16 protein-coding genes are annotated in these 21949 nt (G+C 37.3%); 10 read left to right on the forward strand and 6 right to left on the reverse strand.

Annotated features, from left to right (window positions below):
• The first annotated feature begins 4 nt into the window (after nucleotides 1-4).
• The 7 genes from JM83_RS10640 to JM83_RS10670 are packed head-to-tail and all read left to right on the forward strand — an operon-like array spanning nucleotide 5 to nucleotide 9566.
• Nucleotides 5-1399, forward strand: a complete 1395-nt coding sequence (locus tag JM83_RS10640; protein ID WP_144961933.1) for a RagB/SusD family nutrient uptake outer membrane protein — start codon at nucleotides 5-7, stop codon at nucleotides 1397-1399.
• Nucleotides 1400-1455: 56 nt separating this feature from the next.
• Nucleotides 1456-2346, forward strand: a complete 891-nt coding sequence (locus JM83_RS10645; protein WP_144961935.1) for a PIG-L deacetylase family protein — start codon at nucleotides 1456-1458, stop codon at nucleotides 2344-2346.
• Between the two features lie 6 nt (nucleotides 2347-2352).
• The gene (locus JM83_RS10650; protein ID WP_144961937.1) at nucleotides 2353-3240 is read left to right on the forward strand and encodes a PIG-L deacetylase family protein; all 888 of its coding nucleotides are present in this window, start codon (nucleotides 2353-2355) and stop codon (nucleotides 3238-3240) included.
• A 22-nt stretch (nucleotides 3241-3262) separates the two neighbouring features.
• Nucleotides 3263-4531, forward strand: coding sequence for an MFS transporter (locus tag JM83_RS10655; RefSeq protein WP_144961939.1), 1269 nt, complete (start codon nucleotides 3263-3265; stop codon nucleotides 4529-4531).
• Nucleotides 4531-5364: an ROK family protein gene (locus tag JM83_RS10660; RefSeq protein WP_144961942.1), complete on the forward strand. Its 834-nt coding sequence runs from the start codon at nucleotides 4531-4533 to the stop codon at nucleotides 5362-5364. Before JM83_RS10655 ends, JM83_RS10660 begins: the two co-directional genes overlap by 1 nt.
• A gap of 13 nt (nucleotides 5365-5377) precedes the next feature.
• Entirely contained in the window at nucleotides 5378-8032 is a 2655-nt protein-coding gene (locus JM83_RS10665; protein WP_144961943.1) for a hypothetical protein, read from the forward strand.
• 43 nt (nucleotides 8033-8075) lie between these two features.
• Complete coding sequence (locus JM83_RS10670) at nucleotides 8076-9566, forward strand: SLC13 family permease (protein ID WP_261376441.1); 1491 nt, start codon at nucleotides 8076-8078, stop codon at nucleotides 9564-9566.
• A gap of 163 nt (nucleotides 9567-9729) precedes the next feature.
• Here the strand turns inward: JM83_RS10670 and JM83_RS10675 are convergent, their stop codons facing one another.
• The 5 genes from JM83_RS10675 to JM83_RS10695 all read right to left on the reverse strand — a co-directional run bounded on the left by JM83_RS10675 (nucleotide 9730) and on the right by JM83_RS10695 (nucleotide 14461).
• Complete coding sequence (locus tag JM83_RS10675; RefSeq protein WP_144961945.1) at nucleotides 9730-10998, reverse strand: ROK family protein; 1269 nt, start codon at nucleotides 10996-10998, stop codon at nucleotides 9730-9732.
• Nucleotides 10999-12152: 1154 nt separating this feature from the next.
• Nucleotides 12153-12344 carry a helix-turn-helix transcriptional regulator gene (locus tag JM83_RS10680; RefSeq protein WP_144961947.1) on the reverse strand — a complete coding sequence of 64 codons (192 nt, stop codon included), beginning with the start codon at nucleotides 12342-12344 and terminating at the stop codon, nucleotides 12153-12155.
• Nucleotides 12341-12754, reverse strand: a complete 414-nt coding sequence (locus JM83_RS10685) for a hypothetical protein (RefSeq protein WP_144961949.1) — start codon at nucleotides 12752-12754, stop codon at nucleotides 12341-12343. The genes JM83_RS10680 and JM83_RS10685 overlap by 4 nt, the downstream gene beginning before the upstream one ends.
• Before the next feature lie 688 nt (nucleotides 12755-13442).
• On the reverse strand, nucleotides 13443-13727 hold the full coding sequence (locus JM83_RS10690; RefSeq protein WP_144961951.1) for a GNAT family N-acetyltransferase: 285 nt from the start codon (nucleotides 13725-13727) through the stop codon (nucleotides 13443-13445).
• A gap of 56 nt (nucleotides 13728-13783) precedes the next feature.
• Entirely contained in the window at nucleotides 13784-14461 is a 678-nt protein-coding gene (locus tag JM83_RS10695) for a DUF5996 family protein (RefSeq protein WP_261376896.1), read from the reverse strand.
• Between the two features lie 352 nt (nucleotides 14462-14813).
• Here JM83_RS10695 and JM83_RS10700 point away from each other — a divergent pair, with 352 nt between their 5' ends.
• The 3 genes from JM83_RS10700 (at nucleotide 14814) to JM83_RS10710 (ending at nucleotide 19130) form a co-directional block, all read left to right on the forward strand.
• Nucleotides 14814-16088, forward strand: a complete 1275-nt coding sequence (locus JM83_RS10700; protein WP_144961955.1) for an alginate export family protein — start codon at nucleotides 14814-14816, stop codon at nucleotides 16086-16088.
• Between the two features lie 452 nt (nucleotides 16089-16540).
• Nucleotides 16541-17380 carry a universal stress protein gene (locus tag JM83_RS10705; RefSeq protein ID WP_144961957.1) on the forward strand — a complete coding sequence of 280 codons (840 nt, stop codon included), beginning with the start codon at nucleotides 16541-16543 and terminating at the stop codon, nucleotides 17378-17380.
• Between the two features lie 355 nt (nucleotides 17381-17735).
• Complete coding sequence (locus JM83_RS10710) at nucleotides 17736-19130, forward strand: IS4 family transposase (protein ID WP_144959452.1); 1395 nt, start codon at nucleotides 17736-17738, stop codon at nucleotides 19128-19130.
• Nucleotides 19131-19255: 125 nt separating this feature from the next.
• Here JM83_RS10710 and JM83_RS10715 read toward each other — a convergent pair whose 3' ends face one another.
• Nucleotides 19256-21805, reverse strand: coding sequence for an adenosylcobalamin-dependent ribonucleoside-diphosphate reductase (locus JM83_RS10715; protein ID WP_144961959.1), 2550 nt, complete (start codon nucleotides 21803-21805; stop codon nucleotides 19256-19258).
• Nucleotides 21806-21949: the final 144 nt, after the last annotated feature.

The raw sequence follows: 21949 nt of genomic DNA on the forward strand, positions 1-21949 counted from the left end.
TAAGATGAAAAAATTAATAACATATTTATTGGTAGGTTTTACTGCTATTTCCTGCTCGGATGATTTTACAGACTTAGCACCAATATCAAACCGAAATGAAGCTCAGTTTTATAACACTGCAAATGATTTTATTGGTGCTATAAATGCAAGTTATGCGGGTCTTCAAGATGACGGCGTTTATGGAAGGGCATATTGGACAATGTTCGAAATGAGATCTGATAATACGGATCAAGGACCTGATGCTACAGGTTTGGCGGCACAGTATGCGGAAATAAACAGATTTACTGAAGATCCTTTAAATCAACAAATTACAGCTGCATGGATTAGCTCCTATAAAGTTATTGCAAACTGTAATATTATTTTAGAGAGGATTCAATCTGTAGAAATGGATGAATCTTTAAAACAAAGGATAATTGGTGAAGCTCTGTTCTTAAGATCGCTCATGTATTATCATTTGGCAGTAGCATATGGGAATATTCCATTACAATTGAAACCTTTTATTGCAGGAGAAGAATTAGAGCAAGTAGACGCTATTACTGTGTATGACCAGCTAATTTCTGATCTTAGAGTAGCAGAAGAGAACCTTCCGGTTTCATACCCGGTAAGTGATGTGGGTCGTGCCACAAAAGGTGCAGCCGCCACTCTGTTATCAAAAGTTTTATTGACCCTAGGACAAAATGCAGCTGCGGAAGAGGTTTTAAGACGAATTATTAATAATTATGGGTATGGATTGGTTGAAAATTATAAGGATATCTGGGGAATCAATAATGAAAACAATATAGAATCAATTTTTGAAGTCCAATTTATGGGGGGAGGAATTGGCCAAGGTAGTGCATTTACAAATGAATTTTCCCCTAGCGCATTCCTTCAAACTGGTTCTGGATTTGGAAGAAACCGACCGACTCAAGCATTGATTGACTCATTTGATACTGAAGATGAAAGATTTGAAGTCTCCATAGGAACTTCCTATATAAATGCACAAGGGGAGGTTATTTCGGCAAATTATGTTCGCAAGTATGAGAGTGATCCCTCTTCAGAAAATGATTCTGATATTAATTTTATTGTTTTTAGATACGCCGATGTTCTACTTATGCTTGCAGAGGCCATAGGGGAATCTGAAGAAAGTTATCAATTGATTAACGAGGTAAGAGAAAGAGCTGGACTATCGGAAATTGATTCCAGTACACCAGGTACATTTGAGGAAAAACTTCTAGAGGAAAGACAATTAGAATTGGCTTTTGAAAACCATAGATGGGCGGACCTTAGAAGATTTGATGTAGAAAGAGAAGTCTTTGAAATTGCCGAACCATTAGTAGATCCCGAAGATGTTAGAGAGTTGTTTTTTATTCCACAGAGAGAAATGGATATCAACCCCAATTTTGTTCAAAATAGTAATTAAACCCATCACATCCTTGTCAATTTGGACAAGGATGTGTTATTTTTTAAAAATTAAATATGAAAAACAATTTTTTATTTTTCCTGGTATGTATCCTTTCATTGTCCATTTCGATGGATATAACTGCACAAGGAGAAAAATCAAAATTAAATATTATTGTTATTGGCGCGCACCCAGATGATGCAGACAACAAGTTCGGGGGAACTGCGGCACTTTTTGCGGAAATGGGGCATAATGTAAAGTTTGTTTCGGTTACAAATGGAGATGCGGGCCACTACAATAAAGGAGGAGGTCATTTAGCTAAGATAAGGAGAGCAGAAGCAGAGGAAGCGGCAAAAATATTGGGGGTTAAGGAATATACTGTTTTAGATAATCACGATGGTGAACTTCTACCTACCTTAGATGTTAGGCATCAAATAATCCGCGAAATTCGTAATTGGAATGCAGATGTTGTTTTGTCCCCAAGACCGGCTGATTATCATCCAGATCACAGATATACAGGCATTCTAGTACAGGATGCAGCATATCTAGTAATTGTTCCTAATGTTACTCCGGACACTCCACCTTTAGAAAAAAATCCGGTTTTTCTCTACCTAGAAGACCGTTTTCAAAAACCGTATCCCTTCCAGCCTGATATTGTAGTCGATATTACCAGCACCTTTGATAAGAAAATAGAGGCATTAAGTGCCCACGAATCACAAATGTTTGAATGGCTCCCATGGACGAGCAATGGATTGGAAAAAGTTCCTGCTGGAAACGACGAAAGACAAAAATTCATGTCAGCCAATTGGTCGGGAAGTATAACATCTGATGAGCGAGAGGCACTTAAGAAATGGTATGGAGACAAGAAGGGGGAGAATATTAATTATGCAGAATCTTTTGAAATCTGTGAATATGGGAAACAACCATCAAAAGAAGAAATTTTACAACTTTTCCCAATGTTAAAATAAAACCCCATGAAAAAGCAAATAATATTGTTAGTTTTTCTATTAATAGCATTACCTATGATTGGACAAAATACTGATAAAAAGCCCTTAAACATTATCGCTATTGGAGCCCATCCCGATGATTGTGATTTTAAATTTGGTGGTACAGCAGCCTTATTTGCTGAAATGGGACATAATGTAAAATTTTTGGCTTTAACTAATGGGGATGCCGGACACCAGAATATGGGGGGTGGAGTTTTGGCAAAAAGAAGAAGGAGCGAAGCAAAGAGAGCAGCTGAAATTCTAGGAATTGAATATGAAGTACTAGATAATCATGATGGAGAGCTTCTGCCAACCCTAAACGTTAGGCATCAGGTAATAAGAAAAATAAGAGAATGGAATGCGGATATAGTACTTGGCCTTAGATCCAACGACTATCACCCCGACCATAGGAACGCAGGTATAGTTGTTCAAGACGCAGCTTATTTAGTAATTGTTCCTAACGTTGCTCCAGATACTCCGCCGTTAGAAAGAAACCCAGTTTTTCTTTATATGAAGGACGGTTTTAATAAGCCAAATCCTTTTTCTAACGATATAGGTATTATCATTGATAAAGTATTTGACAAAAAAATAGCTGCATTGGCAGCTCATGAATCTCAAATTTTTGAATGGGGGCCATGGACAAATGGGATGAAAGATTCGGAAGTGCCAAAAGAAGAAAAAGAGAGGTTAACTTGGCTAAAACTTAGATTTGAAAAATATAAATTCGATCAAGAAGAGATTGCTGCCTTAAAAAAATGGTATCCAAACGAAGATGTATCTAGTGTACAACAAGCCGAGTTTTTAGAAATCTGTGAATATGGAAAACAACCAACAGCGCAAGAAATAAAGGAGCTTTTCCCTATGTTGGGAAATTAGCAATTCCAATTAATAAATCAAAATGAGAAAAACTAACTCCTCTAAAAGGTACTATTATTTAGTAATACTGGTAATTGTAATTTTTTCTGTAATATCTTTTATCACCAATATACTAAATTCAATTATAGCAGATGTAAAGGAAAGTTTTGAATTGAGCCTTACCCTAACAGGGCTACTACCTTTTTCTTTCTTTATTGCTTATGGAGTTATGTCTATTCCTGCAGGTTTTCTTGCTGAAAAATTTAGCAATAAAAAATTATTGTCGGCTTCCTTTTTATTGATGACAATCACCTCTTTAAGCTTTGTTGCTTTTCCGGGTTATATTGTTTTTTCTTTGACACTTTTTGTCTTGGGATCTTGCATGGCTGTTCTCCAAGTTATTATCAATCCAATGTTGAGAATTGCTGGTGGTGAAGAAAATTTTGCTTTCAATTCGGTTTTAGCACAATTGTTTTTTGGACTTGCCTCCTTTGCCAGCCCCTTTTTGTATAAATATTTAGTGGATTCTTCTTCAACAAATATCGATAATCTAGCCACAATCCTGGTTAGTTTAGTGCCAGTTGATTTACCATGGGTTGCTCTTTATATCGTTTTTGCGTTCATTTCCTTTATTCTGCTGGTAGTAGTATTAGCTACTTCTTACCCTAAATTCCAAAAAAATGAAGATGAACGGGCTGGATCTTTCGGCACTTACTTAAAACTTTTGAAAAATCGGTGGATTTTACTTTATTTTTTAGGAATATTCTGTTACGTGGGTATCGAGCAGGGTATCGGTAATTGGATATCGCAATTTTTACTGCAGTACCATAACTTGGATCCGCGAACGATTGGAGCTAATACCGTTGCCTATTTTTGGGCGATGTTGACTGCAGGTTGTTTATTGGGCCTCCTTCTTTTAAAGTTCATAGATAGCCGGAAAGTATTAATAATGGCTACCATTATAGCTATTGTATGTCTCGTTTTAGCTTTGATTGGCTCAAGTAAAATAGCATTAATTGCCTTTCCTCTTATTGGTTTTTTCATATCTGTTATGTGGTCCATTATATTTTCACTTGCCTTAAATTCGGTGAAGAATAATCACGGAGCATTATCTGGGATTTTAGTTACCGGAATTGCCGGGGGAGCCATTTTTCCTTTCATAGTTGGGTGGATTGGGGAGGTAACGACATTGAAAGCGGGTCTATTTTCTTTAGTGGTACCACTGGCTTTTGTGCTATCCATAGGATTTTGGTCAAAACCTATTATACACAATAAAACGATAAAACTTAAAAGACAAGAAAAGGCTATATAATGGAGGTACTGGGTGTTGATATAGGAGGTTCTAATTTAAAGGCTGGAAGGGTTGTAAATGGGGAAATTGAAAAAAAATCGATTAAACCTGTAAAAAGAGGGGGAACTTATGATCAGGTCCTGCACGATCTATTTAATTGCATAGATGAGGTTATCACCCAAAACACAAAAAGTATTGGTATAGGTGTTCCAGCAGTTGTAGACCCGTTAAAAGGAATAGCATATAATGTGCAAAATATACCAAGTTGGGAAATAGTGCCATTAAAGCAATTGCTTATCGAACGATATGGACTACTGGTTCATTTAAATAATGATGCTAATTGTTTTGCCCTAGGGGAAAAAATTTATGGCCGAGGGCTTCATTATAAAAATTTTGTAGGTCTTTCTCTGGGAACAGGAATAGGTATGGGAATTATTATTAATGAATCATTATATAATGGTGTTTTATGTGGAGCGGGTGAAATAGGAATGATTGCTTATAAAGAAAGTATAATGGAGCACTACGCTAGCAGCTTTTTTTTTACTGAAAAGTATGGTTTGCACCCCATAGAAGTTTTTGAACGTGCGGAACAAGGTAATCCAGAATCAATTATTGCTTTTCAAGAGTATGGTTTTCATTTGGGAGAAGCAATAAAAACTATCCTCTATCTCTATGCCCCAGAAGCGATAATAATCGGGGGATCAATAAGTAAAGCTTATAAATATTTTCAAGAATCCTTACAAACAAATTTGAAGGCTTTTGCTTACTCAAAACAAATAGAAAACTTAAAAATTGAAGTTTCCACAAAAAATGGATCTCCCATTCTGGGTGCTGCTGCATTGTGTCTTCAATAATAAATTAGAAGCTATGAAAAAAATAATTGTATTGATCATCGTTCAGGCATTAATGTTTGTGGGGAATGCCCAAACGACTAAAAAAATATCAATTAATATTGAAAATAATATCGAAGGTGCTCCAATTACAATGGGCATACCTTTTCCAAAAGGTGCTTTAAATTCTGTTGATAATATCAGGCTAATAAATTCCCTGGGAAAAGAGATTCCAATCCAAACAACAGAAGTAACCACATGGCTACCTGCAAATTCCAGTGTGAAATGGGCATGGATCTTCTTTTTTTCAGAAACATCTCCAAATTATACGCTTGAATTTGGTGGAGATGTTTCCCCAAAATTATTTTCGGAACGTATTATTTCAACCAATAATATGAGACCTCAAGGAGGAATTACAGTTAACACAGGCCCCTTGCAGTTTAGCATCGATAAACAGGGCAATGGCTTCCTTGATCAGGTGCATTTGGATTTGAACCAAAATAACCAATTTGAAGAGGATGAAAAGATAGCTTCAGCTCCAATAGAAAAAAGAGGAACTTTTTTGGATATTTTGGATGAAAAGGGTTTGGACATGTCAAAAGCTGTGATTCATGAGGTTTTTAGGGAAAAAGGCTCTGGGCCACTACATACAATATTTAGGGTGGAAGGTACTTACGTGTATGAAAATAATAACAATCCTTCTCCTTTTATTATAAGAATACATGCGTACGCCGGAAAATCTTATATTAAAGTGCTTCATACGCTCACATATACTGGGGAGCCAGATAAACATATAAAACAGAAGGGGCAACACGCCAATATAGCGACGCAAAATGAAATATTACTGTCTGAGGAAACCATGGATGATCCTGGTTGGACCCAACCTAATGATCAGATTGCTGGTTGTGGTTTAACTTTTAATTATCACCTAAATAACAATGTAAGCTTTTCAAGTTCTATTTATGAAGGAGACTGGTTTCAGGATCCCACGTTAAAAGATATTAAATTGGATCAGTTAAACAATGAAAAGACCGGGATTTTACAGACCGGGCCCAATCAAAACATTCCAAATAAAACATCTTCTTCCACTGAAAGAATACAAGGGTTTAAGTCTCGAATTTATAATGGAGAAAACACTCTTGAAGAAACCCAAAGATCCAAGGGTTGGATAGATATTTCTGATTCCTCAAAGGGGATTAGTGTTGGAATAAAAAACTTTTTTAAGGAATATCCCAAAGAACTCCAAGTAGATCACAATAATAACACTATGAGTGGCTATATCTGGCCATCTGGAATTGAACCAATGAGTTTTGAAAGAAAACATACAGAAAAAGATGGAGGAATGCTGGGTAATTTTGCACAGGGAATTACTAAAACAACAGAATTTATCTATTATTTTCATGGAAAACCCGAATTAGGAAAAATAAAAAATGTGATTGACTATTCTTTGCAAGCTCCGGTTGCCCATGCTTCTCCTCAATGGTATACCCAAACTAAGGTTTACGGAAACATGGCTCCTTTTTCCTCAAAACATGAAGAATTTGAAAATGCATTACAATATAAATATGATTGGTGGGCCTTTAATCAAAAATGGGAACCTTGGTATGGAATGTTCGATTATGGAGACGGAAAAAATTATTACATTGGAGAGGAATGGTACCAGTGGAACAACAATGAACCTATGGTGGATTTTCAATTATGGACTAATTTTATGAGAACGGGAGATGCAAAATATTACTATTTAGCAGAAGGAATTAGTAAACATACCATGGATGTGGATAATGTTCACTGGCCGAGGAAAAGAACCTATTTAGGTCAAATCAATGATGCTGTAGACTATTGGGATTACAAAGACGAACCCGAATCCACTCCTTATTTGGGAATTGGAAGAAGACATGCAGAAGAACATTGGTATGCTCTATTGAGCGCACATGTTTGGATACAAGGATGGATAGCCTCCTATTACCTAACTGGCGATCATAGAGCTTTGGAGGTGGCAAAAATGACAGGGGACACCTACTTAAAAAGAATTTGGGGGGAGCATGATCTAAGGGGGAGGCGTCTCTACCTTTCAGTTTTAAATTTAGTCGAACTATATGATGCAACAAAAAGCCCAAAATATAAGAAGGAGCTAGACGAGAGAGTAGAAATAATGCTGGAGCTTCAAAAGGAGCAGGGTGGTAATATTTTAATAGATAGATATGGTTATAGCCAAACTTATGTAGTTCAAGGCCTTTATAAGTATTATCAATTAACCGGCGATGAGAGCGTTAAAAAAGCACTTTTAGACCATGCAAGATGGGTCTTAAATGTTCCTCCTTATAACCATCAGATGGAATCTTATTTGGCCACAATTTATCCATTACTTTTAGGCTATGAATTCAGTGGCAATAAAATTTACTTAAATGAAGCCAAAAAAAGGGCTCAATATCTCAAGGTTGATAAACTTCCAAAACCAAATAATGAATTTGCTAACCAAAAAGAATATAGCCAAGCGCTACTTAAAATTTCTCACCTCCCGAAAGATATAAGCGAAAGGTTTACCAATTGGGAAACCAATCAGGGTTTAAGGGTTTTTGGGTGGACTCATGCCCACAATATTCCATATTTACTCTACTGGTTGGATAAAGAGGTCGAGAAAGAAAAGGGAATCACCAATAGGCCCAAAACAAATAAATTTTCCGGGGAATAAGCAAGGGCTCGTGCAGTTTTTTGAAATGTATTAGAACAATAGAATGATGGATAAAATGATTTTTAGCCGAAATAATATTTTAATATTAACAGGTCCTTTACTTTTCTTTTTACTGCAGCTAAACACTCCTAACGGCATTTCAGAGCCTGCCTATGATATGTTGTGCATAACATTATGGATGGCAGTTTGGTGGGTTACAGAGGCTGTTTCTATTAGTGTTACAGCGCTTTTGCCTATTGTGCTTTTTCCTCTAACAGGGACTGTTGACCTTGAAACCACTACAGCTTCCTATGGCAATAAATACATTTTTCTTTTTATGGGAGGCTTTATTTTGGCAATCGCAATTCAAAAATGGAACTTGCATAAAAGAATTGCTCTGAATATTATCAATTCTATTGGAACCAACATTTTTAATATTATTTTAGGTTTTATGGTCGCGACGGCGTTCCTTTCCATGTGGATTTCTAATACAGCCACCGTGGTTATGTTGTTGCCAATGGGTCTCTCTATTATTGCCTTATTAGAAGATAATCCATCTACTATAAAAAAAGAAAATGAGCGGTTTGGGAAAGCCTTAATGTTAGGGATGGCTTATGCTGCTTCCATAGGTGGGATTGCGACGCTCATAGGAACTCCCCCTAATCTAATTTTTGCAGGATTTCTTAGTGAAAGTTATGGAATTGATATTTCATTTTGGCAATGGTTCAAATATGGATTTCCAATTTCAATTATTTTATTGATAATTGCATGGATCTATCTAACAAGATTTGCTTTTAATTTTAAACAAACAGAATTTCCTGGAGGTAAAAAAGAGGTGAACAAACTTTTAGCGGAATTGGGACCACTTACAAGAGAGGAAAAATCTGTGTTAGCAGTTTTCATTTTAACCGCCTTTTTCTGGATCACCCGTTCATTTCTTTTTATGGGAATTTTTCCAAAACTTGATGATACCATTATTGCAATGGGTTTTGCCATTCTTTTATTTACAATACCGGCAAATAGCACAGGCGAAAGAATTATAACTTGGAAAGATGCTGTTAAAATGCCTTGGGGAATTATTATTTTATTTGGTGGGGGAATGGCATTGGCTGCTGGGTTCCAAGAGACTGGTTTAGCGGAGTGGTTTGGGGGACAAATTTCCTTACTACAAAATTTATCTCTCTTTTTATTGATTGTAGTGATAGTTGCTTTAGTAAATTTTTTGACAGAAGTTACATCAAATACGGCTTCTACCGCCATGCTATTGCCAATAGTTGCTCCTGTTGCAATCGCATTGGAAATTAATCCTTATTTGCTTCTTGTAGCGACTACTACAGCTGCCTCCTGTGCTTTTATGTTGCCAGTAGCTACCCCGCCTAATGCAGTAGTATTTAGTTCTGGCTATCTTTCAATTCCAGATATGATTAAATCAGGATTATTCATGAATTTTATTTCAATAATTCTTTTATCGCTCGTGGTATATTTCTTACTGCCTTTTCTCTGGAATTTTGATCCTTTTGATTATAATTTTTTTAATCCCTCATCGAAGGTTTAATTCCCCGAGGCTTGCCTCGAATTTTTAAAAATAGTTTCCTACGCATACCTCGTGGGCTTGCCCCGAGGTTCTTGATTAATCTACCCCTTAAAGTTATAAATTAAAAAATCTCACATTTTCTAGGAGAAATTTAAAGCATAGCGGGAGTAAAAGAGCTTTAAAATCAATTAAGATCTGCTTTTATAGCTGAAATTTTATCTGTGAATATTTGATTCATTACAGCAAGGGAAACTCCTAGGAGACTTGATTTCTTTCCTAGTTCTGAAAGGGTTACTTCTGTTCTATCCTTTAATTGAATCTTGGCATAGGTGTTTATGGACTGCTGAACGGGGGTGGTAATAAATTGTGCCGCTTCTGCTATTTGACCTCCAAGGATGATCAATTCCGGGTTAAATATTTGAATCAGTATCGCAAGCCCCTTTCCTAAATTTCTACCAATTTCTGATAGTAAGTTAATTGCAAATTGATCTCCCTGATTTGCTGCTTCAATGATCAATTCTGGTTCTAAATTTTTTAAATCCTCATTTACCAACCTGCTTAGAATTGTTGGTTGACCATCAATTATACGCTCTTTGGCTTTATTGACTAAAGCTATTCCAGAGGCTATAGTTTCTAAACACCCAGCTTTTCCACAATAGCATAGAGTTCCGTTTTCCACAATAGGGATATGGCCAAATTCCCCAGCAAAACCCGATGTGCCAGTTTGTAATTTTCCTCCCATTATTATTCCCAATCCTATTCCCCAATCCATGGAGATGACCAAAACATCTTTTTTGTTCTTAGCAAGCCCAAATCTAAATTCTGCAAGACAAGCACTATTAGCATCATTGATAATGACCACTGGTTTTAAGAACTTTTTTTCTAGAGCCTCTTTTAAGGAATCCTTTTCTTGATCTTCTAGAAAATAAGTAAGATTCTTCCCTTCTTCGGTGGAAACTAATCCTGGCATACTAATGCCAATTCCCATTAATAAATTTGTACAAATTTTTGATTTTACAATCAAGTCCTTGGCATTATCGAATAAAATATCAACAATTTTAGTATTTGCCGAAATGGTAATAGGTATCGTTTTTTCGAATAAAATTTTGTGAGCGTTATTGAGAATAGCCATTCTAATTTTAAACCTTTCAATATGGATGCTTAGCACCAAAAATGTATTTTCTTCCAAGCCAAATAAATCTGGCTTTCTTCCACCTATAGAATTTCCTTGTCCATTTTTTTTAACAATTTCCTCTTTGGTTAATTGGTTTAAAAGTGACATAGAAGTAGGAAGGCTAATTTTAAAAGTATTGCAAATTTCGCTGTTAGTAGTATCTCCTTCAAAATACAGATGTTTTATAATCTTTAACTTTTGTAAAGTTTTTTTTCTTTCGATATTACTGATGGTGCTGTCGGTATGATTTTTAAATATCAAATCCTTTAAATAAGTCATGAATAGTTTGTATTGGACGTAACTGAGCTAGAAATCGCCCATAATTTTTATATTAACAAATTAATTTTTATCAAATTTTAAAATAAAAATTTTTTCTGATCAGAGGCGCTTAGCTTATATAAATCAAAAATAACTTTTTTTTCTTCTGCTCCTTGTTCAATTTTGGAAATTTATGGGGAGCAAGCATAATATGCTCCAAATAACACTTAGAATACTAAACTTCACTTAGATATAACAAAATTATTTTTAAATTCTCTACTTATAATAGCTATTCAAAAACCCTTGATATTGAATCATTCAAGTTTTTATTGGTCTCAAAAAAGTAGTTAAAACTATGCGCTTTAGTGCATTTCGCTTTAGCTTCTAAAAAACCTATCTTTGGGTTTATGCCAGATTAGAGAACAAATGCCCATAGCGTTTCAAGATTAGCTGCCCCTATAGGTTGGAGTGCCCAGTATCGCTACGATGTTCTAGTAGGGGGTATTTAAATACGGTGCAGGATGTTTTGCTCGAGATATGTGGCTCTCGTTATAATAGGCTGACTAAAAATTAAACACTTTTAGCAATCTATGGAAACACAAAAGAATGGTACCTGCCGAAAAAAAAGTATCAAAAAGTAAATTTCGATAAGCAATCTTTTAATCCCTCATCGAGGGTTTAATTCCCCGAGGCTTGGCTCGAATCTTTTAAAAATAGTTTCTCCCGATATTTCGGGACATACCTCGTGGGCTTGCCCCCGAGGTTCTTGATTGTAAAGGTAGAATTATAAAAATGGCTCGACCCTGCTTTTCAAGAACATTTCCCGCCCAACAACAAAATTGTACAGGGGATCCTGTTTTTAAAATTGAAGAAAAGTGGGCTTCTGGCCCGTGAAAACAGTAGATCTATTCAATCCTAAAAACGTTTAGGACAGGATTGATGGAGGCACAACATTTGTTGATTTTAAACGGTATTATTTAATATTAAACCTTATTACTTTATATATAAATAATCGATAATCAGTATGTTTGGGTTATTTTGTTCTATAACGGGAAAATATTCATGATCCGAAGGTCACTGATCCGAGTCCCGTTCCCGCTACTAGGAAAACCCTTTCAGGAAACTGAGAGGGTTTTTTGGTTTTTATAAGTTTAAGACTTATAACCTAAATAAGTCTAATCATTCTGAAAAATTTCTTCAATATTCATATTGAATAATTTTGAAATTTTGAATGCCAAAGGTAGACTGGGATCAAACTTACCTTTTTCAATTGCATTAATCGTTTGCCTAGATACTTCCACTTTAGAAGCAAGTTGCTTCTGGGTTAATTCATGCTCTGCTCTAAGTACTTTTAGTTTATTTTTCATCGGTATCTAGAATTTCCAATAAGGATTCCAGCCATATAGGTCACACCAATTAGTATTACTAAATGTGAAATCTCTGCGTTATAGCTAATTATATTTGTTTGGTCCAAGGAGGAATAGGAAATACCGGCTACTACCGCAAGGCCAAGTGCAATTCCAATTGCTTCCAATTGAATTTTGCGTTGTAGTTCATCCAATCCCTTGATATGCCTAACATTCGCTAATATCATTCCAATTCCAACGATAAAATTAACCAAGATAGCAATGATGATAGCTACATCATTTCCTTTCCATATGAGCAATGATCCAAAAGTGCTTATCGCCAAGGTTAATACCCACGCTCCGGTCCATACAGCCAAATTAATAGTGTTTTTCTTTGTGAGCACAACTCGTGTTTCTTCTTTTCCCTTCATAATTTATAATTTTTAGATGTAAAGTTTGTTTTACAAACATATAAATAATAATTCAATTATGGCAAGTTTTGATTACAAAATGTAAATAAAACTTTACTTTTTATTTTTTAAATGGGTTAAAGTCTAAAGGCTCGTTAAATTGTAATATTGGAAGCTTGATTTTTCAAATCATTCTGTGCCAATTGTTAAAGTTACTTTTCGTAAGATTCATATATTTTGGTATAATCGTTCTAATATTCTTAATTCCAAGGAAACCCATAGGAGAAAACAATAATGCGGAGGCTTTACTGCTTGATACTGGTATCGGAGCTGTTTTTGGTGGACTGGCGCTATAGTCAATAGGGATTTAGGCAAGAAAACAAGAAAAGTATTCTTTAGAATTACGGCGCAAGGGGCTTTGTGTGGTTATTTGGTTTATGAAGGTAAAATGTTAGTAGGTGAAATTCCAATTTGAGATTAATTCGTTCGCACAATTTCTAAATTCAGTAGGTACTTCAATAATCTAAAATCCTTCTTTAAACAGAAATTTTTAGGAACAATGGAGCCTGAACATGGATCCGTTTTTGCCTAAGCGGCAACAAACGTCCTACCATAAGATTACCGATATTGGCGGTGCGTTTTTATAGGATTAATTTGGGTTTAACATATTTTAAGTTTTCATTTTTAAATTGTGTTCTTAAAGTCGTGTTTATGCCAAGACGTCTCCTAAGTTTTTATCCTTATCGAACCTGCTTTTTGTATAAGGGCAAAGTGGAATGATTTTTAAGTTGTTTTTCCGCGCATACGCAACGCCTTCCATTACCAGTTGTTTTGCAAATCCTCGGCCGCCAAATTTTTCCTCCACACTGGTATGGTCAATTATAAATTTTTCCTTATCTGCCCAGGTATAAGTCATTTCCCCAGCGAATTCATCATTTTCATAAATGATAAACCGGCCCTTTTTACCATTATCTTCTCGTTCTATTTTTGCCATAATTTTTTGTTTTTATAATTTATTGATTTTTTTGGAAGTTGGAGAACCAATATTTTCTACCAAATCCTTTCTATTCTTCTCAATCCATCACGCCTGTACAATTCCAAATTTTTTGCTTCAATATTCCAATTGGCTTTTTTGGCTCCCGTCTGGTAGGTCGCTTCTAAAAACCCAAGCAAATCTTTTTTCGGATTCCCTGTATGCAACAAGTTTTTGTATTTTAGAATAGCCATAGGACTACCGTTGTTATGAATCCATTCTGCAGAAGAATGTTTTATGGCATCTTCTTCCAAACCATCGGGCGAAGGAAAAGTATAGGAATGGGAAACCGGTTCTGGAATATTTTTATCGCCTGGCCAAAAGCCAAAACTGATGTATTCGTAAGTGTAAACATCTTTATCCGAGATTCGTGCATCCGCCGCCGTAGGTGGTGCTTCATTACCAGAGAATCGTGCTACTGCTAAATCCATAGAATGCCAATAAAGATGAACCGGACAGGTTTTTCCGTAAAAACGACCGCTGAATTCTTTAAAAATATTGTTTATCCATAGCAGTGCCCTCCCTAACTCCTTGGTGTAATCGGTATCATAGTGATGGTATTCTGTGATTTCATCAAAGGGCTTGTCAATACTCAAATCAAAAGGGACATCCACAATGGAAACCGAAATATTGAGTTTTTGGATTATCCCCATAGGCTTTTGATAAGAATTTGCAACAGTAAGCTTGTCGTGAATGTCTTGTACTTGAAATGGTTACGTGTATTATCCGCCATAATGGTTAGATTTAACAAACTAAAAATACTTAAAATTTATTGGGTGAATATATGATAAAAGTCAGGTTTTTTGAAAAAATATTGGGAAAAGCAAGGATTTTAAGGGCAAGTAAAACGAAGAGCTGTTCTTGAAATATATCCATCTCAAATTACAATCTTTTTTTGGAAACTGATGTAAGTCATATTCTGTTAATTTAACATATAGGTAATTTGCAGCTATCGCTGCCAAGAGAGATCGAGTGAAGTGTCAAAAATGATATTCCGATCAAACTTTATTTATGAAAAATTCAATCTCTAATTAAATAGTTGCCAAAATGAAAAAATTATTTTCCCTTTTTATTGCATTAATGCTAGGTTTTCCTGTCATGGCTCAGCAGTTCGATTTGGGGCTGGAATTGAGGCCCCGATATGAATTTAGGAACGGTTATAAATCCCTGCTTTCTGAACCTCAAGATCCTGCTTCTGTAGTTACCCAACGTTCCCGACTCAATTTTGATTATAAACATGAAAAATTGGAAGCAAAGGTTTCAGTACAAAATATTAGGGCCTGGGGCGATGTGCCTACATTAAATACTTCCGATGAAAATGGGATCGCAATTTTTGAAGCCTATGGAATTTATCGGCCAACCGAAACTATCGGTTTCAAAGTGGGACGACAAGTAATTTCGTATGACAATGAGCGTATGTTTGGCGAGGTGAACTGGACGCAGCAGGCCCGCAGCCACGATGCACTCGTTTTTATGTTTACCCCCGCGGCAAATCAGCAACTGCACATTGGGGCGGCCATTAACAATGAAGGAGAAACGCTTGTTGATGTGCCTTACACCCTTAACAACTATAAAAATATGCAGTATGCCCGGTATCATTTAAACTGGCAAAAATCGGCTTTGAGCCTTTTGGTTCTAAATACAGGATATGAATATCAGATTGGCGAGGTAGACAAAGTACAATATAAAGTGACTTTTGGGCCCTATTTTAAATTCAACAATAATGGCTGGAGCGGGGATCTTTCTGCGTACGGGCAGCTGGGAACTCAGCAAGACCGTGATGTGGAAGCCTGGTATGCGGGAGCCAACCTTAATTATTCCCTGTCCAAAGAGTGGGGTGCGGGCATTGGTGCCGAATATCTTTCGGGAACCGACATGAACCAGATCGGCGGCGACAGCAATTCCTTTAATCCTCTTTTTGGAACAAACCATGGTTTTAATGGGTTTATGGACTATTTTTATGTAGGGAACCACATAAATTCTGTGGGACTGGCAGATATGTATGCCAAACTAACATACACCAAAAATAAGCTGAAACTTACTGCCATTCCACATGTATTTAATGCTGCGGCCGATGTTTATGATGCAAGTGGCAAAAAGCAGGACAGCTATTTAGGTACAGAAGTGGATTTAATGCTCGGATATAGTTTATATAAAGACCTTTCTTTAGGTATGGGCTATTCACATATGTTTGCTGATGATTCTCTAGAAGTGTTAAAAGGCGGGGATGCCGGTGAAATTCAAAACTGGGCTTGGGTGAGCCTCACTTTTAAACCAACTTTGTTTTCATGGAACAATAACAGCCAACCTGCTAATTTTTAGTTAGTTTGTTTTTAAAAATTATTTTAGTTGAAACTTGATGAAGAAGGGATTGGTTTATCAGCAAAGATTTCCACATAACCTCTTAATTCAAATTTTTAAGTTAAATAGGCAACTTTTGAGGTGAAAACTGTTTGAAATTCACCCGGTTTCATGTCATTTTCAGGTTAAGATTACAAAAATTCTTGCTTTTAGAACATAACAAAAAAACGAACAAATAGGGAATTTTGAAATTAAAAACCCTCTCTGCCCCAGCCATTCCCCAAGTGAAGTGGATAAATATGTTCTCATTATCAAGGCTTCTCTACACAAGAGCTTATTTGTGGTGTTCTAAGTCCATTTATACTTCTTCCAAGGAATCAACTTTCTGGTTGAACCCAAAATACGTGGTGATTTATATCATGTTTTAAAATAGAATTGTACGTTAGTTTTGACGGTGATAAAATCACCTTGCAATGAAAACAATCCTTATTCCAATAGATTTTTCAAAAGAATCAGAGAAGGCACTTTCTGTAGGCGCCACCATCGCAAAACGTATATCGGCCAAACTTGTCCTAGCGCATATGACAGGTTTAAATGATAGCTCTTTGGGGACAGCTCCTGTACATAATGCCACTAAGAAACTTTATTATTCTAAACTCGCGACAAAACGCTTTGATGAATTTTTGGAAAAAGATTTTCTAAAAGATGTTCTAGTTGAACCTATAATGCAGCACCATGTTGACTTTAGTAGTATAAGCTTACTTGCCGATGATATTTCAGCAGCTCTAATTGTTATGGGCTCAAGTGGCAGTAATGGACTGTCAGAAGTCACCACTGGAAGCAATACCGAGAAAGTAGTTCGTAGGTCGAATGTGCCAGTCTTGGTAGTCAAGAAAAACAAACTTAATTTTTCATCAGAGACCATATTGTTCGCAAGTGATTTTAAAGAAGAAAGTCTCGATGCGTATAAGCGAGTCTCGGAAATTGCTAAAATGTTGAAAGCCAAAATCAATCTTCTTTATATTAATCTTCCAGGAAAAGACTTTAGGAGTACCAAAGAAATGGATGAAGTTTTGTTTGCTTTTTTCACTAGAGCGCAACATCCAGATCCTGTAGGAGCTATTAAAATAGTTAATCGTTATGCTGATTTTTCAATTGAAGAAGGAATCTATAATTTTTCGCAGTTGGTTGCTGCCGATATTATCGCAATTCCCACCCACGGTAGAAAAGGGATATCACATTTAATTCACGGCAGCATAAGCGAGGATGTGGCAAACCACTCAATAATCCCTGTGCTTACTTTAAGGATATAATTTCAATTACTCCCAGGTATTTAATCCCTCATCGAGGGTTTAATTCCCCGAGGCTTGCCTCTAATTTTTAAAAATAGTTTCTCCCGATATTTCGGGACATACCTCGTGGGCTTGCCCCGAGGTTCTTGATTTTAAGAATATGTTCAGTTAATTTCAAAATATGACAGAGCCAATTTCTATAGCCAAGCAATTCTCAATTAGATTAAATCTAAAAATTCCCCGATGGCTCTGCCTGGGGGGGCGATTCACCTTATTGATCCTTAGTTTTATAAGATTCTGAAACTCCCGAACGGTCCTATCGTGTGGACACAATTATTTAATATTTTAAGGGATTAGCATTAATTTTACTCAAAAAATGAGAAGGGGGTTCACAGGCTTAGGGGATAAACGGTTGGTTTATCGGGGCAACAAGATTTTATCGGACCTGTTCAGCAAGAGCGTCCATTCGATCCGTCAGCTCAGCAGGAACGAATCAGACGCAAAGGCCGTTTACCGTTTTTTGCAGAACGATAGGGTCAGTGAAGGAGATATAGTAGAGAACTTGGTACATAATTGCCAGATGGCTTGTGCGGGCAAATTTGTTGTCTGTATCCAAGATACCACGGAGGTCAACCTAAGCAGCCATGGTAATAGGATCAATAAAGATGGCTTTGTGGGCACGACCAATGCGAAGAATTCCCAGGGACTGGGGTTCTTCATCCACCCAAGTTTGGTCTTGGATGCCGTGAGCGGCACCCCCTACGGCTATTCTGATATAAAGATCTGGAACAGGCCCTTGGAGTTCGCATCAAAGCATGAAAGACAGTACGGCAAGCTGCCCATAGAAGAAAAAGAGTCCTATAAGTGGATAGAAGTTTCCAAAAACACACAGGCCTCGCTAAGGGGCGTGGTAGCGGGAATGGTGATCGTACAAGATAGGGAAGGCGATATCTACGAACAGTTTGCAACCATACCAGATGCACAAACAGATCTATTGATAAGGGCCCGTACGGATAGGACCTTGGCGGATGGGTCAAAATTGTTTAGCTGCCTGGCGGACCAACCCTATCAAGGATCCTATGAGGTACAGGTGGATGCCTGTGCAAAGACCAGAAGAAAAAAAAGGATTGCAAAAATTGAAATCAGATATAAAGAGGTGGAACTTAAAAGGACCAGGGCGGCAAGCAAAGCAGTGGCACCCAGCATAAAACTATACCTGGTAGAGGCCAAAGAGGCGAACCGTACCGGGCCGGACAGGGTGTGCTGGAGGTTGTTGACAAGCCTGCCCATAGAGACTCTGGAAATGGCAGAAATGTGCGTGGAATGGTATAAGTGGAGGTGGACCATAGAAGAGGTGTTCAAGATATTAAAAAAAGAGGGCTACAATATCGAGGCGTCAGAGCTGGAGTATGGGTCATCGGTAAGAAAACTGAGCTTGTTGATAATGGAGGTCATCATCAAACTGTTCTTGATGCGGCTGGCGTATGCGGTACCAGAAGGAGAGATGAGCGCCGATAGCTGTTTCACGGAAGAAGAACAAACGTTTTTAGAGCACCAGATAATAAGACTGGAAGGTAGGACAGAGAAACAAAAAAACCCGTATAAGGAAAAAGGGCTAAAGAGATATGTTTGGGCGATAGCAAGACTTGGCGGATGGAAAGGCTATGAAAGCAAAAGGCATCCGGGCATAACGACCCTATGGATAGGATTGAAATATTTTAAGGCTGCCATGGAAGGGTGGACCATTCATAAAGATGTGTCCACACGATAGGAACGGTCGGGACAGAATGACGTTGTTTTTCATTTTATGATACTTTACGGATAAAAAAAACAATAAAAGCAAAAGGGGGAAACAATAAATTTTCCCCCTTTTTTAAATTGTTCATTTCAGTTGAATTATCCGCACTTGGAAGAGCCACAGTCTTTGCATGTTAAGCAACCTTCCTGATAAATAAGATTGGTGGAATTACAATTGGCGCACTTCTGGCCTTTTGCTTCGGTACCATCTGCTACATATCTTTTTAATGCTCTTGCCACTCCGTTTTTCCAAGTATTGATGGATTCGTTATCCAGTTGCAGACTGTTGATAAGATCTACTGCTTTTTCAATGGGCATTCCATGACGAAGGGTACTGGAGATCAGTTTGGCATAGTTCCAAAATTCGGGATCAAATTTATGGGACAGGCCTTCAATGGTTGTTTTATAGCCCCGCTGATTTTGATATTGAAAATCATAACGGGAATTTCCCCCTCCATCTTTGTTCTTAATGATCACTCCCTGATTTACCCATCTCGGAATCAAAATTCCATCCTCATCATCGGCAAAACCAGTAAAGATCTCATAAGGGCGATCATCCATCAACCCTATAAAAGCGATCCATTTTTCTTTATTGTTTTGGAACCTAACAACGTCTGCCTCCAGCGTCTGCGGACGCTTTGTTGGAAAATTCGTAAATTCATTTTTCTCGTCTTTCTTCTCTTCATTAGAGATCAAAACCCCCGATCTGGATCCATCACGATATACGGTAACGCCTTTGCAGCCTTCTTCCCAAGCTTTCATATATAGATTGCCCACCAATTCTTCGGTGGCATCATTTGGTAAATTAATTGTCACGCTTATGGAGTGATCTACCCATTTTTGTACTGCTCCCTGCATTTTTACCTTGCTCATCCAGTCAATATCATTGGATGTGGCCTTGTAATAAGGTGATTTTTTTACCAGCTTGTCCAGATCTTTTTGGGTGTAATTTTTATCGATTTCATATCCGTTTACTTCCATCCATTCTTTAAATCTATGATGGAAAACTACATATTCTTCCCAAGAATCCCCAGTTTCATCAACATAATCTACACGGACCTCTTTATCATTTGGATTTACTTTTCTTCTTCTTTTATAGACCGGTAGGAATACCGGTTCAATTCCAGAGGTGGTTTGGGTCATTAAACTTGTGGTACCCGTAGGGGCAATGGTCAATAATGCAACATTTCTACGACCATATTCCATCATTTCAAAATAAAGTTTTTCATCTTCATTTTTGATCCTCTGGATAAAAGGATTGTTCTTTTCCCTTTCTGAATCGTAAAAACTAAAAGCTCCGCGTTCTTTGGCCATGGTAACCGAACTTCTATATGCTTCGATCGCAAGGGTTTTATGGATTTTTACTGAAAATTCTATTCCTTTCTCACTACCGTACTTTATTCCCAGTCCTGCAAGCATATCGCCTTCAGCAGTTATGCCAACCCCTGTGCGCCTTCCTTCCCGTGCTTTTTTCCTGATCTCCAACCATAAATTTCTTTCTACCCTTTTAATCTCTTCATTTTCCGGATCGGCATCAATTTTTGCCAAGATATTGTCAATTTTTTCAAGCTCCAGGTCAATAATGTCGTCCATGATCCTTTGGGCAGCTGCTACGTGTTTCTTGAACAAATCAAAATTAAAGGAAGCTTGCTCTGTAAAAGGATTTTCGACATACGAAAATAAATTGATTGCGAGAAGCCTACAAGAATCATAAGGACATAAGGGAATTTCCCCACAAGGATTGGTTGAAACGGTTTTATACCCAAGGTCTGCATAGCAATCGGGCACAGATTCACGGGTAATGGTATCCCAAAACAGGATTCCGGGCTCTGCAGATCGCCAAGCGTTATGAACGATTTTATCCCAGATTTTCCCTGCCTCTATTTCCTTGGTATATTTTGGGGCCTCACTATGAATGGGGTACTTTTGTACATAGCTGCTTTTGTTTTTTACTGCTTTCATGAAGTCGTCATCGATCCTCACTGAAACATTTGCTCCTGTAACCTTTCCCTGCTCCATCTTTGCATCTATGAAACTCTCGGCATCGGGATGATTGATGGAGACAGAAAGCATTAGGGCGCCTCTTCTCCCGTCCTGTGCGACTTCCCTGGTGGAGTTGGAATATCGCTCCATAAAAGGAACGAGCCCGGTAGAGGTGAGGGCAGAATTCTTTACAGGGGATCCTTTTGGGCGAATATGTGAAAGATCGTGGCCCACGCCCCCGCGCCTTTTCATCAACTGCACCTGTTCCTGGTCAATTTTCATAATACTACCATAGGAATCGCTGTCGCCTTCATTGCCTATCACAAAGCAGTTTGATAAAGACCCTATCTGGTACTTGTTTCCTATTCCTGCCATTGGACTTCCCTGTGGCACGATATATTTGAAATTTTCTATCAAACCCAAAATTTCTTCCTCGGTCATGGGATTGGCATAATTTGCTTCGATCCGTGCAATTTCCTTTGCTAGCCTAATATGCATTTCGTGCGGAGTGCTTTCATAAATATTGCCGTAGGAATCCTTTAAAGCATACTTGTTGATCCAAACCCTCGCTGCGAGTTCATCTCCTTTAAAATATGCTACAGAAGCTTTAAAAGCCTCCTCTTGTGTATAGGTTTTGGCCGGGATTTTTGGGGTTGTGGTTTTCATAGGCGGAAATATATTAGGTTTTTTAGACGAGTTTGAGTGGGTTAAAAGTATAAAAAAATTAACGGTAATGGATTTTTATTTTTCAAAAAGTTTACAGCAAATAAAAGTTAAAGTACTGTAAATAAGATATTTATAAATTTATGA

The sequence above is a fragment of the Gillisia sp. Hel_I_86 genome (assembly GCF_007827275.1).
GTDB lineage: Bacteria > Bacteroidota > Bacteroidia > Flavobacteriales > Flavobacteriaceae > Gillisia.

Coding starts and splice junctions, on each gene's coding strand:
- JM83_RS10640 (WP_144961933.1), top strand. CDS start 5: ATGAAAAAATTAATAACATATTTATTGGTAGGTTTTACTGCTATTTCC.
- JM83_RS10645 (WP_144961935.1), top strand. CDS start 1,456: ATGAAAAACAATTTTTTATTTTTCCTGGTATGTATCCTTTCATTGTCC.
- JM83_RS10650 (WP_144961937.1), top strand. CDS start 2,353: ATGAAAAAGCAAATAATATTGTTAGTTTTTCTATTAATAGCATTACCT.
- JM83_RS10655 (WP_144961939.1), top strand. CDS start 3,263: ATGAGAAAAACTAACTCCTCTAAAAGGTACTATTATTTAGTAATACTG.
- JM83_RS10660 (WP_144961942.1), top strand. CDS start 4,531: ATGGAGGTACTGGGTGTTGATATAGGAGGTTCTAATTTAAAGGCTGGA.
- JM83_RS10665 (WP_144961943.1), top strand. CDS start 5,378: ATGAAAAAAATAATTGTATTGATCATCGTTCAGGCATTAATGTTTGTG.
- JM83_RS10670 (WP_261376441.1), top strand. CDS start 8,076: ATGATGGATAAAATGATTTTTAGCCGAAATAATATTTTAATATTAACA.
- JM83_RS10675 (WP_144961945.1), bottom strand. CDS start 10,998: ATGACTTATTTAAAGGATTTGATATTTAAAAATCATACCGACAGCACC.
- JM83_RS10680 (WP_144961947.1), bottom strand. CDS start 12,344: ATGAAAAATAAACTAAAAGTACTTAGAGCAGAGCATGAATTAACCCAG.
- JM83_RS10685 (WP_144961949.1), bottom strand. CDS start 12,754: ATGAAGGGAAAAGAAGAAACACGAGTTGTGCTCACAAAGAAAAACACT.
- JM83_RS10690 (WP_144961951.1), bottom strand. CDS start 13,727: ATGGCAAAAATAGAACGAGAAGATAATGGTAAAAAGGGCCGGTTTATC.
- JM83_RS10700 (WP_144961955.1), top strand. CDS start 14,814: ATGAAAAAATTATTTTCCCTTTTTATTGCATTAATGCTAGGTTTTCCT.
- JM83_RS10705 (WP_144961957.1), top strand. CDS start 16,541: ATGAAAACAATCCTTATTCCAATAGATTTTTCAAAAGAATCAGAGAAG.
- JM83_RS10710 (WP_144959452.1), top strand. CDS start 17,736: ATGAGAAGGGGGTTCACAGGCTTAGGGGATAAACGGTTGGTTTATCGG.
- JM83_RS10715 (WP_144961959.1), bottom strand. CDS start 21,805: ATGAAAACCACAACCCCAAAAATCCCGGCCAAAACCTATACACAAGAG.